The sequence below is a fragment of the Cupriavidus sp. a3 genome, from assembly GCF_051015765.1.
Taxonomy (GTDB): Bacteria; Pseudomonadota; Gammaproteobacteria; order Burkholderiales; family Burkholderiaceae; genus Cupriavidus; species Cupriavidus oxalaticus_A.
In genome coordinates, this window is record NZ_CP170643.1 from 838952 (window position 1) to 852939 (window position 13988).

The 13988-nt window shown below is 67.8% G+C and carries 9 protein-coding genes; 7 read left to right on the forward strand and 2 right to left on the reverse strand.

The window, feature by feature from the left end; genetic code table 11:
• Positions 1-25: 25 nt before the first annotated feature.
• On the forward strand, positions 26-4141 hold the full coding sequence (locus ACAD63_RS03990) for a translocation/assembly module TamB domain-containing protein (protein WP_434033443.1): 4116 nt from the start codon (positions 26-28) through the stop codon (positions 4139-4141).
• 58 nt (positions 4142-4199) lie between these two features.
• Positions 4200-4748, forward strand: coding sequence for an outer membrane protein assembly factor BamE domain-containing protein (bamE, locus tag ACAD63_RS03995; protein WP_133092501.1), 549 nt, complete (start codon positions 4200-4202; stop codon positions 4746-4748).
• A 67-nt stretch (positions 4749-4815) separates the two neighbouring features.
• On the opposite strand, the gene metG is transcribed toward bamE, so the two are convergent.
• Positions 4816-6876 carry a methionine--tRNA ligase gene (metG, locus tag ACAD63_RS04000; protein WP_434033444.1) on the reverse strand — a complete coding sequence of 687 codons (2061 nt, stop codon included), beginning with the start codon at positions 6874-6876 and terminating at the stop codon, positions 4816-4818.
• Positions 6877-7175: 299 nt separating this feature from the next.
• Positions 7176-7814: an OmpA family protein gene (locus ACAD63_RS04005; protein WP_133092499.1), complete on the reverse strand. Its 639-nt coding sequence runs from the start codon at positions 7812-7814 to the stop codon at positions 7176-7178.
• Between the two features lie 362 nt (positions 7815-8176).
• On the opposite strand from ACAD63_RS04005, the gene ACAD63_RS04010 reads away from it, so the two are divergent.
• The 5 genes from ACAD63_RS04010 to ACAD63_RS04030 all read left to right on the forward strand — a co-directional run bounded on the left by ACAD63_RS04010 (position 8177) and on the right by ACAD63_RS04030 (position 13979).
• Positions 8177-9349: an RNA-guided endonuclease InsQ/TnpB family protein gene (locus tag ACAD63_RS04010; RefSeq protein WP_434033445.1), complete on the forward strand. Its 1173-nt coding sequence runs from the start codon at positions 8177-8179 to the stop codon at positions 9347-9349.
• Positions 9333-10421: an iron-sulfur cluster carrier protein ApbC gene (gene apbC, locus ACAD63_RS04015; RefSeq protein ID WP_434033446.1), complete on the forward strand. Its 1089-nt coding sequence runs from the start codon at positions 9333-9335 to the stop codon at positions 10419-10421. Before ACAD63_RS04010 ends, apbC begins: the two co-directional genes overlap by 17 nt.
• Positions 10422-10447: 26 nt before the next feature.
• A complete protein-coding gene (locus tag ACAD63_RS04020; RefSeq protein ID WP_434033447.1) occupies positions 10448-10996 on the forward strand; it encodes a DUF3305 domain-containing protein in 549 nt (182 codons plus the stop codon).
• A 22-nt stretch (positions 10997-11018) separates the two neighbouring features.
• Complete coding sequence (locus tag ACAD63_RS04025; RefSeq protein ID WP_434033448.1) at positions 11019-11654, forward strand: DUF3306 domain-containing protein; 636 nt, start codon at positions 11019-11021, stop codon at positions 11652-11654.
• Positions 11655-11753: 99 nt separating this feature from the next.
• Positions 11754-13979, forward strand: a complete 2226-nt coding sequence (locus ACAD63_RS04030) for a 4Fe-4S binding protein (RefSeq protein ID WP_434033449.1) — start codon at positions 11754-11756, stop codon at positions 13977-13979.
• The last annotated feature ends 9 nt before the right edge of the window (positions 13980-13988 follow it).

The following is a 13988-nucleotide window of genomic DNA, read 5'->3' on the forward strand; positions in this document are numbered from 1 at the left end:
CCGCCCGCGCGCCTGGGATGCCGGCATGAGCGCCCACGACCTGCCCGACGTGCCCGGCGAGGGCACGCCCACTGAGCCGAACCCGCCCGCACCGCGCAAGCGCCGGCGCGTATGGCGCGCGCTCGCCTGGCTGGTCGGCGTGCTGGTGTTGCTGGTGGTGGCGCTGGTCGGCGCGGGCGTGGCGGCACTGGGCACCGAGGCCGGCACGCGCCACCTGTGGACGCTGGCGACTCGGCTGTCGGCCGGCATGCTCAGCGGCCGGCTCGAAGGCGGCACGGTGGCGCATGGCCTGCGGCTGCGCGACGTGGTCTTTGCCAGCGGCCAGACCCGCGTGACGGTGGACCGCGTCGATGGCAGCTGGGCCATGACCTGGCAGCCGCGCCGCCTGCACTTGGACTACCTGCGCATCGGCAAGGTCGAGGTCCGGCTGGGCCCGTCAGAGCCGAGCACCGAGCCGGCGCAGATGCCGAAGTCGCTGGAACTGCCGCTGGCGATCGACGTCGACGCGCTGACCCTGGAGCGGCTGGCGCTGCTGCAGGGCACGTCACCCGCCGCCGAGCCGATGGTGTTCGCCAACCTGTCCGGCGCGCTGCACAGCGACGGCCAGCACCACCGCGTCAGCGTGGACAAGCTGGAGACGCCGTACGGCAAGCTTGCAACCAACGCCCAGATCGGCGCACGCGCGCCATTCCCGCTCAGCGCCGAGGCGCTGCTGGAGGCGAGCTGGCAGAAGGAGTCCTTTGCCGTCAACGCCACCGCCAGGGGCACGCTCGAAGCCTTGCGCGCCGAGCTGCAGGCCAACGGCGACCGCATCCATGCGCGCGCCGGCGCCGACCTGACGCCGTTCGGCAAGGTGCCGTTTACAAACCTGCTGGTCGATGGCGAGCGCATCAACCCGCGGCTGTTCAGCCCCACCGCGCCGCAGGCCGACCTGACGGTGCATGCCGAGCTGCGGCCGGTGGATGGCGCGGCGGCGACCCCGGCGCCGCCTGCCGCATCCGCACCCTCCGCATCCGCACCCGCCGCGGTGCCGCCGCCCGCGCCGCTTGCCGTGGCAGGCGACATCGAGATCCGCAACCTTGAAGCCGGCCTGCTCGACAAGGAGCGCCTGCCCGTGCATTCGGTGCGCGCCCACGTCGAACTGAGCGAAATGGCGCAGGCCATCAGCAACCTGCGCGTGGCGCTGACCGGCAAGGCCGAAATCACCGGCGGCGGCTCGCTGCGCGATGGGCGCGGCGGCTTCGACCTTGACGTGCACCGGCTCGACCCCGCGGCGCTGCATGGCTCGCTCACCAGCGCCAGCCTGTCCGGCCCGGTGGTGCTGCGCATGGAGCCCGGCCGGCAGAGCGTGGCGCTGGACCTGTCCGGCGCTGCGCTCAAGCTGTTCGCCGACGCCAGCATGGACGCCGACACCGTCACGCTGGGCGCGCTGCGCGCGACCGTCGGCCCCGGCGTGCTGAGCGCGGAAGGCAAGCTCGGCCTGAAGGACAGGCAGCCGTTCAGCTTCAAGGGCAAGCTGGCGTCATTCGATCCGTCGCGGCTGGCCAAGGTGGCCGCGGGCCGTATCAACGCTGACTTCAGCGCCAGCGGCGAGATTGCCCCGGTGCTTGGCGTGGCGCTGGATTTTGCCGTGCACGAGAGCGAATACGCCGGCCTGCCGATGACCGGCGGTGGCAAGGTGCGGCTCGCCGGCGAGCGGCTGCTGCCAAGCGAAGCGGCGCTCAATATGGCCGGCAACCAGGCCAACCTGCGCGGCAGCTTCGGCGCGCGCGGCGACCAGCTCAGGCTGGCGGTCGACGCGCCGCAGCTGGAGCGGCTCAAGTTCGGCGTGGCCGGCAAGCTCAAGCTCGATGCCACCATCACCGGCACGCTGAAGAAGCCCGAGGTGGTGGCCGACTACAACGCGCAGGCACTGGAAGTGGGACCGCACAAGGTGGCCAGCGCCAGCGGCCGCGCCGAGGTGCGTGGCGGGCTGGACGGACCGCTGTCGGTGCAGCTGGCCGCGCGCGACTACCGCGGGCCGCAGGCCAGCCTCAGCACGCTCGACGCGACCCTCAACGGCACCCAGGCCAACCACGCCTTCGACGTCAAGGCCGCCGGCACCCTGAACCGCCGGCCGCTGCAGCTGGCGCTGGCGGGGCAGGGCGCATGGAAAGGCAAGGAGGGCTGGAACGGCACCATCCGAACGCTGGAAGAGCGCAGCACCGTCAACCTGCGGCTGGCCGCGCCGACACAGCTGCTGGTCGCCGACCAGCGCGTGCGCCTGGGCGCCACGCGGCTGCTGATGGACAACGCCACGCTCGCCATCGACAGCTTCGACTGGGACCATGGCCGCATCCGCAGCCAGGGCACGCTGAACGGCCTGCAGGTCGGCCACGTGCTCGAACTGATGGAAACCATCACCGGCGAGAAACCGCCGGTGCGCTCCGACCTGGTCATCGACGGCCGCTGGAACCTGGCGCTGGCCGAGACCGCGAGCGGGTTTGCCGAAGTGCGCCGGCGCAGCGGCGACCTGTCGGTCAATGCCGGCCGCGGCTTTACCACCATGGGCCTGGGCGAAACCAGCCTGCGCGCCGAGGCGGGCGGCAACCGCATCGCGCTGCGCGGCGGCATGGTGTCGGGGCGCATCGGCAAGGTGGTGGTCGATGCCTCGGCCGGGCTGGTGCAGGAACAGGGCCTGCAGACGGTGGGGCCGGCATCGACGCTGGCGGGCACCGTCACGGTCGATGTGCCGCGCCTGAAGTCGCTCGAGGCGCTGACCGGGCCGCAGTATGCCTTCGACGGGCGCCTGGCCGCGGCGCTGCGGCTGGGCGGCACGGTCGGCGCGCCGCTGCTGGCCGGCACCATCGATGGCGACAATCTCGCCGTCACGCTGTATGACATCGGCCTGCGCCTGACCGACGGCACCGTGCGCGTGGCGCTGGACCAGAACACGGTGGAACTGAAGCACGTCGAGTTCCACGGCGGCGACGGCAAGATCACCGCCACCGGCAACGTCAAGCTGGGGGAGGCCGATCCCAACCTGACCGGCAAGATCGTCGCCGACAAGCTGCAGCTGTTCGCCAGCCCGGAACGCACGCTGGTGGTGTCGGGCGATGCCAGCATCGCCAACGAAAACAAGCAGGTCGTGATCCGCGGCAAGTTCCGCGTCGACCGCGGCCTGTTCGACCTGCCCAAGGCCGGCGCGCCGGTGCTGGGCGACGACGTGGTGGTGATCCGCCGCAAGGACCAGCGCGCGGTCAAGACCGCCGCGACGCCGGTGGTGCCCGAGACCAAGCCGGCGAGCAAGTTCAGCCCGGTGATCGACCTGACCGTCGACCTGGGCAACGACTTCCGCTTCCGCGGCGCGGGCGCCGACCTGCTGCTGGCCGGCCAGCTCGGGGTCAAGAGCGAACCGCTGGTGCCGCTGAAGGCCATCGGCACGGTGCGCGTGACGGATGGCACCTACGAGGCCTTCGGCCGCAAGCTGGACATCGAGCGCGGTATCATCAACTTCAACGGCCCGATCGACAACCCGAACATGAACATCCGCGCCATGCGCCGCAACCAGGAAGTGGAGGCGGGCGTCGAGGTGACCGGCACGGTGCGGCTGCCGCGCGTGCGGCTGGTGTCGGAGCCCAACGTGCCCGACGAAGACAAGCTGTCGTGGCTGATGTTCGGCTACGGCGCCGAAAGCGCCGGCGCGGGCCAGCAGCGGGCGCTTGGCGGCGCCGCGCTGGGCGGGGCGGCGCTCGGCATGATCGGCGGCAAGGCGGGCAAGGGCATCGTCTCGCATTTCGGCATCGACGAATTCTCGATCGGGCCCAGCACCGCGGGCCTGAACGACCAGCAGGTGGTCAGCATGGGCAAGGCCATTACCGACCAGATCGCGGTGGGCTACGAACAGAGCCTGACCTCGGCCTCCAACGTGGTGAAGCTGACCTGGCAGTTCTCGCGGCGTTGGTCGCTGATTGCCAAGGGCGGCTCCATCAACGGATTGTCGGTCTTGTTCAACCGCCGCTTCGACAGCTGGGCGATCCTGTTCTCGGGCGCCTCGAACCGCCGCGGCACCAGCAGGAGCCAGGATGACGGCCAGATACTCGATCCGGAAAGCGCGGCCGCGGCCGCTTCGGCAGTCATTGCCGAGCCCGTGCGCCGCTGAAGCAAGCGCCACCCACCTACGCCCCGCCAACTACGCGTCGCCGCGACGCCTTGCCGCCATGGGACTGATTGCCTCTGTGCTTGCGCTGTTCGGCTGCGACCAGCGCAAGGTCGATGAAGCGATGAACAAGGCGGGCGAAACCGCGCGCAACACCTGGAACGCGATCAAGCCCGACAGCCAGCTGTTCAAGGGCATCGTGCCCGGCCAGTCCACCGAGGAAGAGCTGCGGCGCCAGGCCGGCAAGCCCGAGATCGTCTGGGAAGAGGCAGACGGCGGCCGCCGGCTGGAATACCCGCGCGGCCCCGAGGGCACCACCACGTGGATGGTCACCATCGGCGCGGACGGCAAGGTCGCGCGCATCGAGCAGGTGCTGACGCCGGAGAATTTCGCGCGCGTGCGCGCCGGCATGAGCAAGGACGATATCCGCCGCCTGCTGGGCAAGCCGACCAAGGTCGAGGCCTTCGCGCTGAAGAAGGAAGAAGTGTGGGGCTACCGCTGGATGGAGACCTCGACCGACAAGGCCTTCTTCAATGTGCATTTCAACAGCGATGGCACCGTGACGACGACTTCGCGCAGCGACGATCCGTCGAAGATGCAGGGCGGCTGACACCACCTCGGTGCAAAAAAAAAGCGGCCGCCCGAAGGCCGCCGCCGCTTCCTGCGCGCGATCCGCTTCAGCGAATCCGCATGCCCGGCACCGCTCCGCTGTGCGGCTCCAGGATGTACAGGCCCGGCGCGGCCTTCTCATCAGCCGCCGATGCCGCCAGCACCATGCCCTCGGACATCCCGAACTTCATCTTGCGCGGTGCCAGGTTGGCCACCACCACGGTCAGCTTGCCGACCAGCTGCTCGGGCGCGTAGGCCGACTGGATGCCCGAGAACACGTTGCGGGTCTTGCCTTCGCCCAGGTCCAGCGTCAGCTGCAGCAGCTTGTTCGAGCCTTCGACCTTCTGGCATTCCACAATCCTGGCCACGCGCAGGTCCACCTTGGCGAAATCGTCGATGGTGATGGTCTCGGCCACCGGCTCGATCGACGCTGCCGCGGCAGCGGGCGCCGCCGTGGCCTGCAGCGATTCGCGGTTGGCCGCCAGCAGTGCGTCGACCTGCTTGGCATCGACGCGCGTCATCAGGTGCTGGTAGGCCTGCACCGGGTTGGCCGCGGACAGCTGCTTGTCGATGGCGCGCCAGTCAAGCGGCTCGACGTTCAGGAAGCGTTCGACGCCGGCGGCCACGTTCGGCACCACCGGCTTCAGGTACACCGTCAGCAGGCGGAAGGCTTCCAGCGACACCGAGCAGGCGGCGTGCAGCGCGGCGCGCTTGCTTTCGTCCTTGGCCAGTTCCCACGGCTTCTCGGTGTCGACGAAGGCGTTGACCGTGTCGGTCAGTTCCATCACCTGGCGCAGCGCCTTGCTGTACTCGCGTGCTTCATACAGCTGCGCGATCTGCGGCGCGGCCTGGCGCAGCTGCTCCAGCAGCGGGTGCGCCAGCGCGGCCTCGTCGACCTTGCCTTCGAAGCGCTTGACCAGGAAGCCAGCCGCGCGGCTGGCGATATTCACGTACTTGCCGATCAGGTCGCTGTTGACCCGGGCGATGAAGTCGTCCAGGTTCAGGTCCAGGTCTTCCATGCTCGCATTGAGCTTGGCGGCGAAGTAGTAGCGCAGCCATTCCGGGTTCATGCCGGTGTCGATGTAGCTCTGCGCGGTGATGAAGGTGCCGCGCGACTTGCTCATCTTGGCGCCGTCCACCGTCAGGAAGCCGTGTGCGAACACATTGGTCGGCGTGCGGTAGCCCGAGAAGCGCAGCATTGCCGGCCAGAACAGCGTGTGAAAGTACAGGATGTCCTTGCCGATGAAGTGGTACTGCTCGGCGGTGGAGTGCGGGCCGACCCAGGCGTCGAAGTCGATGCCGCGCTGCTGCGCCAGGTTCCTGAAACTGGCGTAGTAACCGATCGGCGCGTCCAGCCACACATAGAAATACTTGCCGGGAGCGCCGGGGATCTCGAAGCCGAAGTAGGGCGCATCGCGCGAGATGTCCCAGTCCGACAGGGTCGAGGCCTCGCCTTCGCCGCCCAGCCATTCCTGCATCTTGTTGGCGGCCTCGGGCTGCGCCAGGTCGGCCACCCATTCGCGCAGGAAGGTCTCGCAGCGCGGATCGGACAGCTTGAAGAAGAAGTGCGTCGACGACTTGCGCACCGGCGTGGCGCCCGAGACCACCGAGTAAGGGTTCTTCAGGTCGGTCGGCACATAGGTAGTGCCGCAAACCTCACACGAGTCGCCGTACTGGTCCTTGGCCCCGCACTTGGGGCATTCGCCCTTGATGAAGCGGTCCGGCAGGAACATGTTCTTGACGGGGTCGAAGAACTGCTCGACATCGCGCTGGGCGATCAGGTCCTCGGCCTTCAGGGCCAGGTAAATCTTCTCGCACAGCTCGCGGTTTTCATCCGCGTCGGTGCTGTAGTAGTTGTCGAATGACACCAGGAAGCTGTCGAAATCGCGCTTGTGCTCGGTCCAGACGCGGTCGATCAGCTGCTTGGGGGTGATGCCTTCCTTCTCGGCGCGCAGCATCACCGGGGTGCCGTGCGTGTCGTCGGCGCCGACGTAGTAGACCTCATTGCCCATCATGCGCTGGAAACGCACCCAGATATCGGTCTGGATGTATTCCACCAGGTGGCCGATATGGATCTGGCCGTTGGCATAAGGCAGGGCGGATGTGACGAGGATGCGACGTGCGGTCATAGACGAAGAGCCGGTCAGGGGCGGGGAATATCAGTGGCGACGGCGCTGCGCGCGAGGCGGGCGCGTGCCGGGGAGGGGCTATTTTAGCAACGTAGTGCCGCGGATGCGCCGGTTCCGCATGGCGGAATCCGCTGAAATGGCACAGGCCATTCCCTGCAAACGGCCCAAAAAAAGCGCCGGTCAGTGCCGGCGCAGCTTTCCACAACGGAAAAGGAGGAGAAATCAGGTACCGCCCGGGAGGTCAGCCACCCATCGCGAGCCAGCAACGGTGGCAAGCGGTACCTGTTTCTATGACTGGGTCACCCTTGAATTGGTTTCAAAAAAATTTCGACGCGGCGATTTTGTTGCCGGCCGGCCTCGGTGGCATTGTCTGCAACGGGCTGGGCCTGGCCCCGGCCCTCGGCCGTCAGGCGGTTCCGTGCGACGCCGCGGTCACCCAGGTAGCTCGCCACGCTCTGGGCCCGGCGCTGCGACAGTTGCATGTTGTAGCTGGGATTGCCGGTGCTGTCGGTATGGCCCACGACGTTGGCACTGACATCCTGGTGCTGGCCCAGCGTCTGGGCGACCTGGTCGAGCACGGAGCGGAACGACGGCTTGATGCTGGCGCTGTCGGTATCGAAGGTCACCTGGCTGGGGATGTTCACCTTCAGCGAGCCGTCCGGCTGCTCGGTGATCTGGGTGCCGGTGCCGGCGGTGTCCTTGTTCAGCTTGCCGCGGATGGCATTCCAGTTGTAGCCGGTCGCACCGCCGACGGCTCCGCCCACGGCCGCGCCGACCAGCGTGCCGGTGGTATTGCCGCCGATCAGGTTGCCAAGCCCCGCGCCCACCGCGGCGCCTACGCCGGTACCGACCGCCGTATGGGTCTGCTGTTCGGTGGCGCAACCCGCGGCCAGCAGGGTGGCAGCGGCGAGCGAGACAGTGACGAGCTTGATCTTCATGCTTTCTCCTTCTGATATTCCCGTAATGTTCCTGGTACCGCATGCGGATGGTAACCGCAAGGCGATACCGCAGATAACCCTTTGTGCGCGTTGGCGGCGGCGCGGCCGGCGCGATGGCCAATGCCCGGGTGCCTGTCCGCCCAACCGCACTACAATATGGATATGGCGGCGCGCGCACAAGTGCAAGGTTGTGAGATTTGTAAATGTCTGTAATCCCACACCTGGCACAGGGGAGTTGGCCGCTCTTCTCGGACTCCCATTGACCATTGCCTCAGATTCGCTACTTTCACTCCCAGCCTTTCATGGCGGGAAGTGAAAGGAGCGGCGTCGCCAGGTGGCATTCCAACGTTAGAATGAGCGGCATGATTCTCGTCTACCGCTACCGGGTCAAGTCGCTCAACGGCCTGCTCAACAGGCAGAGCCGAGCGGTGAACTTCGTCTGGAACTTCTGCAATGACACGCAGAAGCACGCGCTCAAATGGGGTAAGAAGTGGCCGAGCGGGTTCGATCTGAATGTGCTGACCACTGGCAGCAGCAAGGAACTCTGTATCCATTCCGGCACCGTCAATGCGACGTGCGAGCAGTACGCTAAATCGCGCAGCCAGCATCGCCGTACTTATCTGCGATACCGCGGCAGGAAGTGCCTGGGCCGGGTGCCCCTGAAGGGCCGCGATCTGAAACGAGAAGGCGAGGCGTTTCGCTTTGCCGGCAATAGCTTCCGCGTGTTCAACAGCCGCCCGTTGCCTGAAGGCAAGATCAAGGACGGCACAAACTTTGCGCAGGATTCGCGCGGGAACTGGTTTCTCAACATTGTGATCGAGATTCCTGATGTGCCGGCACGCCCGATTCAAGCTGGCGTCGGCATCGACCTTGGCTTGAAGGACTTCGCGACGCTCTCGACCGGCGAGAAGTTTTTCAATGACCGGTTTGGCCGGCATGCCGCCGAACGACTGGCCAAGGCGCAGCGTGCGCGAAAGCACAAGCGGCATATCGCCAAGCTGCATGCCAAGGTGGCGAATTCCCGCGCCGACTTCCAGCACAAGCTTGCGCTCGACCTCGTCCGCCGCTTCGATTACATCGCAGTTGGCAACGTGTCGGCTGTGAAACTCGCCAGGACCAAGATGGCGAAAAGCGTCTATGACGCATCCTGGTCGTCCTTCCGGGCCAAGCTCCGCTACAAAGCGATTGCGCACGGGGCCACCTTTGAGGAAGTGAACGAAAGCGGTTCTACCCAGTCCTGTTCGGCGTGCGGTTCGAAAGACAGCACGACGCGGCCGAAAGGTATCGCAGGACTGCGAATAAGAGAGTGGACCTGTAGTAGCTGCGGTGCCGTGCATGACCGTGATACTAATGCTGCGCTGAACATTCTCCGATGCGGACGTGCATCGCCAGCTGTGGGAATCCCCTTCCTTAGGCAGGGGAAGACGTCAAACTTTGATACATTAGGTGCCAGTCCAGCCGGTGGCGCCGGCCGTACGGGCCATCCCCCACATTCAGAAAAACCAAGCGGAGTTTGTCTTGAGCGTCAGCACTGAGCAGGTCACCGAAGCCCTGCGCACCGTCATCGACCCCAACACGGGCAAGGACCTGGTTTCCACGCGCTCGGCCCGGAACATCCGGGTCGACGGCGGCGAGGTTTCGCTGGAAGTTGAACTCGGCTATCCCGCCAAGAGCCAGCTGGACCCGATCCGCAAGCTGGTGGTTGCTGCGGTGCGGCAAGTGCCGGGCGTCACCAACGTCAGCGTGGCCGTGACCATGAAGATCGTCGCTCACGCGGTGCAGCGTGGCGTCAAGCTGCTGCCGGGCGTGAAGAACGTGATTGCCGTCGCCTCGGGCAAGGGCGGGGTGGGCAAGTCCACCACCGCCGTCAACCTGGCGCTGGCGCTGGCCGCCGAGGGCGCGCGCGTGGGCATGCTCGATGCCGATATCTACGGCCCCAGCCTGCCGATGATGCTCGGCATCGACGGCCGTCCCGAATCCACCGACGGCCAGACCATGGAGCCGCTGGAGGGCCACGGCGTGCAGGCCAACTCGATCGGCTTCCTGATCGAGCAGGACAACCCGATGGTGTGGCGCGGGCCGATGGTCACCTCGGCGCTGGAGCAGCTGCTGCGCCAGACCAACTGGCACGACCTCGACTACCTGATCGTCGACATGCCACCGGGCACCGGCGATGTCCAGCTGACGCTGTCGCAGAAGGTGCCGGTCACCGGCGCGGTGATCGTCACCACGCCGCAGGACATCGCGCTGCTCGACGCCAAGAAGGGCCTGAAGATGTTCGAGAAGGTGGGCATCCCCATCCTCGGCATCGTCGAGAACATGGCGGTGTACTGCTGCCCGAACTGCGGCCACGTCGAGCATATCTTCGGCCAGGGCGGCGGCGAGAAGATGTGCGCCGACTATGGCGTGGAGCTGCTGGGCAGCCTGCCGCTGAACCTGCAGATCCGCGAGCAGGCCGATTCGGGCCGTCCCACCGTGGTGGCAGAACCGGACAGCCCCGTGGCCGAGCTGTACCGCGGCATCGCGCGCAAGGTGGCGATCAAGGTCGCCGACAAGGCGCGCGACATGACCAGCAAGTTCCCGAGCATCGTCGTGCAGAACACCTGAGCGCGCGGCTTGCCGCGCCAGCAGCCATGGAAGCCGAAACCACGCCCTTGCCACAGTCGCCGCCACGCGGCGCCCGTCCCGCCGTCACCATGGCGGTGGTGATGCGCAAGGTGGCGCTGGCCAGCCGTTGGCAGCCATGGAAATGGCAGCTCGACGCGGTGCTGCCGGACCTGGGCGAGTTCGGCACGCACGCGGTCTGCCTGGAACACGATGAACACGGCGCGCGCTGGCTGTATCCCGGCTTCGAGGTCGAGCTGTTCCGCGACCAGGGCGAGGGCTATTATCTGAACCTGACCTCGACCACGCCATGCTGGTTCGTGCTGTGGCGCATGCCCGAGGACGAGGACGGCGGCGGCACCGGTGAAGACGCCCACCCCGTGCCGATGACGGTCACGCTGTCGTACAACGAAGCCGGCCGCTGGCTCGACGCCGGCGAGATCGTCGAGAACGTGCCGCTGGCACCGGAGCAGCGCGACTGGCTGCAGGCCTACGTCAACGAGCATTACCGGCCCGAGCCGAAGCAGCGGCGCCGGCCCGAATCCTTCAAGGCGCCGCAGGACCGCGCGCGCTACTGACCTTGCTGTTTCGCATACGCCGATGAGCGATTCGTCCTTCCTGTCACGCTGGTCGCGCCGCAAGGCCGCGGTGCGGGAGGGCGTGGCCGTGCCGGCGGAGCCGCTGCCGCCTGCCGAGGCATCACCGTTGCCCGTGCCACCGCAGGCTGCGACCGCGGTGCCGGAGGCCGGCCCGGAAGTCCCGCTGCCGACCCTGGCCGACGTGGCGGCGCTGCGTCCCGGCGACAATATCGCCCGCTTCGTCGCGCGCGGCGTCGATGAATCGGTCAAGCGCGCCGCGCTCAAGACGCTGTTTGCCGATCCGCATTTCAATGTGATGGACGGCCTCGACACCTACATCGACGACTACGGCAAGCCCGACCCGATCCCGCCCGTGATCCTGCGCCAGCTGCGCCAGGCCGAGTCGCTGGGGCTGTTCGAGCCGACCGACGAGGAGCGGGCGGCAGCCCAGGCGGCCGCAGCCGCCGCACAGCCGGACGCACAAGTCGCCGCACAACCGGACGATGTACCGCCGGCGGCGCCCGCAGTGGCCAGCGACCCGGCTGGCGCTACGGACATACCCGCATCCTCCGAAACGCCGCCGCCGGTGGCCAGTCAAAGCGCAAAACAGGGCCCGCAAGGCCCGCAAGGTCCGCAAGATCCGGATAAGTGCGCGTAGCCCCACCGGGCAGCGCAGCCTACAATAGGCTTCCCCACAATCCGCCGGGCCGCAGACCCTCGCAAGAAGGACGTCCGGTCCGGTCAGCACGCATTCGCCATGCCGACGCTGATCTGCAATTGCAACGACACCATGCCGCTTGACGGGGCGGCGCTGTCGGAAGCCAGCCAGGGCCCGCAGCAAGGCCAGCAACAAGACAAGCAACAAGACAAGCAACAAGGTCCGCTCAAGGTCCACCACCTGCTGTGCCGGCGCGAAATCGGCGCCTTCACCGCCGCACTGGACGGCACCGACGATGTCATCGTGGCCTGCACGCAGGAGCGCGCGCTGTTTACCGAAGTTGCCGCGCAGACCGCCCAGGGCCAGGATGGCCGCCCGGTGGTGACCGCCCCGGTCCGCTTCGTCAATATCCGCGAGACCGGCGGCTGGTCGCAGGGCGCGCGGCGCGATCCCCGGACCGCCAATGCCAAGATCGGCGCGCTGCTGGCGGTGGCCGCGTTGCCCGAGCCGGAGCCGGTGCCCGTGGTCGACTACCGCTCCGACGGCTCGGTGCTGGTGCTGGGCCCAGGGCAGCGCGCGCTGCCCTGGGCGGAACGGCTCGCGGCCATGCAGCTCGAGGTCACGGTGCTGCTGACGGGCAGCGCGCCGGGCGAGGGCGCTGCCGCACAGCCTTTCGGACGTACCTATCCGGTACATAGTGGACGGCTGTCCGCGCTTGCCGGCTGGCTCGGCGCCTTCGAGGCCAGCTGGGAAACCGGCGCGGGACGCAGCAACCCGATCGACCTGGACCTGTGCACCCGCTGCAATGCCTGCATCGATGCCTGCCCGGAAGACGCGATCGATTTCAGCTATCAGATCGACCTGTCGCGCTGCCGCTCGCACCGCGACTGCGTGCGCGCTTGCGGCGCTGCCGCGGCCATCGACTTCGACCGGCCGCAAGGCACCATGGAAGGCCGCTTCGACCTGGTCTTCGACCTGTGCGACCAACCCGCCTTCACCATGCACCAGCCGCCGCAAGGCTACCTGCATGCCGGCGCCGACCCGGCGCGGCAGCAGGCGCTGGCGTTGACGCTGGCGGGCCTGGTAGGCGAGTTCGAGAAGCCGAAATTCTTCCGCTACAAGGACAGCCTGTGCGCGCATGGCCGCAACCAGACCACCGGCTGCACGGCTTGTATCGACATTTGCTCGACCCGGGCGATCCAGTCGCGCTGGCATGACGGCAAGGGCCGCATCGAGGTCACGCCCAACCTGTGCATGGGCTGCGGGGCGTGCACCACGGTGTGCCCCAGCGGTGCCATCAGCTACGGCTATCCCGGCCCGGAGACGACCGGCACTCGCCTGCGTACGCTGCTGGCCGCCTACCGGCAGGCCGGCGCGCGCGACCCGGTCGTGCTGCTGCACGGCGAGGAATATGGCACGCCTGCCTTGCTGGCGCTGGGCCGCGCCGCGCGCGCGGGCCGTGCCGCCGGCGTGCCCGCCAATGTGATGCCGCTGTCGCTGTTCCACCCGGCCGCGGCCGGGCTGGAGCTGTGGCTGGCTGCGCTGTGCTGGGGTGCCAGCCGCGTGGCGGTGCTGCTCACCGGCGATGAGGCGCCGCAGTACCGCACCGCGCTGCGCGAGCAGATGGAAGTCGCCCGCGCATTGCTGGCGGGACTGGGTTATGACGCCGACGTGCTGTCCCTGGTCGAGGCGGCAGATACGCCCACGCTGGATGCCGGCCTGTCCGCGTTGCGTCCGGGCCGCAATGCGCTGCCGCCGGCGCCGTTCGGCGCCGTTGCGGCCAAGCGCGAGATGCTGGACTTCGTGTTCGACCACCTGGTGCGCCACGCGCCGGTGCCCGCCGACATCGTGCCGCTGCCGGCGGCCGCGCCGATTGGCGCGATTGCTGTCGATACCGGCAAGTGCACCTTGTGCATGGCGTGCGTCGGCGCCTGCCCGTCGCAGGCCCTGCGCGACAACCCCGAGCGCCCCGTGCTGAGCCTGATCGAACGCAATTGCGTGCAGTGCGGCCTGTGCGAAAAGACCTGCCCGGAAGATGCGATTACGCTGGTGCCGCGCCTGCTGGCCGGCGAAGCCGCGCGCCGCCCGGTCACGCTCAACGAGTCCCAGCCGTTCCATTGCGTGCGCTGCGCCAAGCCGTTCGGCACGGCGCAGATGGTGGAATCGATGCTGGTCCGGCTGGCCGGCCACCCGGCATTTTCCGGCGCCGCCGCCGAGCGGCTGAAGATGTGCCCGGATTGCCGCGTGATCGACATGATGGAGCACGAGAGCGGGACCATGAGCGGGACCATGAGCGGCACTGTGAGCGGCACCACGCTGCGCTGAGCCTCCATC

Coding starts and splice junctions, on each gene's coding strand:
- ACAD63_RS03990 (WP_434033443.1), top strand. CDS start 26: ATGAGCGCCCACGACCTGCCCGACGTGCCCGGCGAGGGCACGCCCACT.
- bamE (WP_133092501.1), top strand. CDS start 4,200: ATGGGACTGATTGCCTCTGTGCTTGCGCTGTTCGGCTGCGACCAGCGC.
- metG (WP_434033444.1), bottom strand. CDS start 6,876: ATGACCGCACGTCGCATCCTCGTCACATCCGCCCTGCCTTATGCCAAC.
- ACAD63_RS04005 (WP_133092499.1), bottom strand. CDS start 7,814: ATGAAGATCAAGCTCGTCACTGTCTCGCTCGCCGCTGCCACCCTGCTG.
- ACAD63_RS04010 (WP_434033445.1), top strand. CDS start 8,177: ATGATTCTCGTCTACCGCTACCGGGTCAAGTCGCTCAACGGCCTGCTC.
- ACAD63_RS04020 (WP_434033447.1), top strand. CDS start 10,448: ATGGAAGCCGAAACCACGCCCTTGCCACAGTCGCCGCCACGCGGCGCC.
- ACAD63_RS04025 (WP_434033448.1), top strand. CDS start 11,019: ATGAGCGATTCGTCCTTCCTGTCACGCTGGTCGCGCCGCAAGGCCGCG.
- ACAD63_RS04030 (WP_434033449.1), top strand. CDS start 11,754: ATGCCGACGCTGATCTGCAATTGCAACGACACCATGCCGCTTGACGGG.